This is a genomic window from Anaerobiospirillum sp. NML120448, from assembly GCF_023050945.1.
In the GTDB taxonomy this organism is placed as follows: Bacteria; Pseudomonadota; Gammaproteobacteria; order Enterobacterales; family Succinivibrionaceae; genus Anaerobiospirillum.
Window position 1 is genome coordinate 1 of sequence record NZ_JALKIM010000167.1, and the last position, 1,519, is coordinate 1,519.

Genomic DNA, 1,519 nt, shown 5'->3' on the forward strand with positions numbered 1-1,519 from the left:
ACAATACAGGCATTAAAATTACTGATGAACAAATGAGTAATATTGATATTGAACCTATTGGTGAGTTTCCTCAGTGGAACTATAGAATTAGGGGTTTTAAAAGATCAATTTAATTTGTTACAGTTCCATAAGGTTAATAGCTAAACACTATCCTATTAATTAGCCAAGCATAGAGAGGGCTAATTGTGGACGGCTGTTAGCCTGCATTAACATAGAAGTTGCAGCTTGCTGGATAATGGATTGCTGGCTTAAAGCAGCAGACTCTTCGGCAAAATCAGCATCACGAATACGGCTACGTGCATCAGCCTGATTGGCTGAAACATTAGACTGGTTGCGGATTGAGGACTCGAGTCTGTTCTGGAAAGCGCCCAAATCTGCACGCTTGCTGTCTACAGTAGCAATGAACTTATCAATGTTTTCTAAGGTCTTTTTAGCAGCCTCAGCAGAGGATACGCTCCAACGAGCAGTACCATTACCAATCTTAACAAGACCTGTATCTTTAGCATTTTTAGCATCACCTGCTAGTGCTAGCTTTCCTGAGGCACTTGCAATACCACTAATAGTGAAACCTGATGAGAGGGCTGTAAAGATAATTTCATCACCCTTGTTTGCACCTACTTGGAAAGTGATGGTCTTATCAGTTGCGATGAATCCTTTACCAGCACTAGCTAAGATTTGCTGACCGCCAAACTTTGTTTGCTCAGCGATACGATTAATTTCAGTTGATAAGCTGGTTACTTCTTGTTGTAATGCAGTACGATCGGCATCGGTATTGGTACCGTTTGCTGCTTGAACCGCTAAAGTACGGATCTTTTGGAGCATAGAAGTGGTCTCATCGAGAGCGCCTTCCATGGTCTGAGCTAAAGCAATAGCATCGTTAGAGTTACGATTACCCTGATTTAATCCATTAATTTGAGTGGTTAAACGGTCGGCAATTTGTAAGCCTGCAGCGTCATCTTTTGCTGAATTAATGCGCATTCCTGAGGAAAGACGCTGGTAGGTGGTAGTCAGCTGATTTTGTACATTATTTAAGTAGCGACGACCATTTAATGAAGATACGTTAGTATTTACGTAAACTGCCATGATGAGTACCTCTATAAAATTCTATTAAAAAGCTAAAACACATGATAAAGAAAAAAGTAGATAGTGTGTCATCACAGCTAAATGGATGCTGGAATTGACCAAAACGGCATGTGTTTGTTGGTGTTTACAATAATATCAACGACTAGGGAAAATGTTCTTTTACAGTTTTTTGTGATTTAGTATAAAAGACGGTGTTTAAGCAATTTTAGCTTAGATAATAGATATGCAAGAATAATAGCCTTATGCTGTAATGACTCTTGCTTAAGCAATGGATGCTTAAGGGTATTTTGATTGTAATTGTAAAGTATGGCGGTACTATTTTTTTAAGCCTATTATCCCCTAAAATATGTAACCAATATCCAGGTATATCTGGTTCCTAAATGTAAATTTAGGGGGAAAAACAGCTTATAGCTAGCGTTTTATATAAGTAAGCTGC

General features: G+C 38.6%; 1 protein-coding gene. It reads right to left on the minus strand.

Going from position 1 to position 1,519, the window contains the following annotated elements:
• Positions 1-159: 159 nt before the first annotated feature.
• A complete protein-coding gene (locus MXE38_RS12265) occupies positions 160-1,083 on the minus strand; it encodes a flagellin (RefSeq protein WP_246915494.1) in 924 nt (307 codons plus the stop codon).
• Positions 1,084-1,519 lie beyond the last annotated feature (436 nt).

What these genes read in the sequence shown, in the direction of transcription:
- MXE38_RS12265 (WP_246915494.1), bottom strand. Translation starts at nt 1,083, where the DNA reads ATGGCAGTTTACGTAAATACTAACGTATCTTCATTAAATGGTCGTCGC.